Here is a 450-nt window from a genome sequence, read left to right as displayed (position 1 = left end):
CGTCCGGGTCTACGCCGCGACCGCTTCCCTGCTGGGTGCCGGCGGGGTACTGCTCAACGGCGACCACTTCCGCTTTGACTGCCGATCGCCCACGCTACGGCGTCGAGCTGCAGCCCACGACGAGACCACCCAGCGCCGCGCGCATGCGAGCGGAGCAGCCACCTGGGACAACTGGTGGGGCACCGCGCGGGCGCGGCCGGGTGCGGCCCCGCTGGCGGCACTGCGCGACCAGCGCTTCGCCAACCGGCCGTCCCCGCCGTCGACCGCGGTCGACTTCCACCTCTCAGCGTTGACGCAGGCCGGATTTGCCGAGGTGGACACGGTGTGGCAATTGCTAGACGACTATGTCGTACTCGGCGTGAAGTAAGCCCTCGCCCCACCTTGGTCACCGCGGGCCGGCGTCGATAGCGCGAGCAATCACGTCGCGATGCGGCTAATGCGCCGGCAGGT

At 70.4% G+C, this 450-nt stretch carries 1 pseudogene; it reads left to right on the top strand.

Annotated elements, in window-relative coordinates:
• A pseudogene (locus tag RNB18_RS52055) lies at positions 1 to 367 on the top strand (hypothetical protein); the annotation flags it as partial.
• Between the last annotated feature and the right edge of the window lie 83 nt (positions 368 to 450).

The sequence above is a fragment of the Streptomyces doebereineriae genome (assembly GCF_031845645.1).
Taxonomy (GTDB): Bacteria; Actinomycetota; Actinomycetes; order Streptomycetales; family Streptomycetaceae; genus Streptomyces; species Streptomyces canus.
Note: the sequence above shows the minus strand (reverse complement) of the source record. Positions and strands in the feature narration are given on the sequence as shown.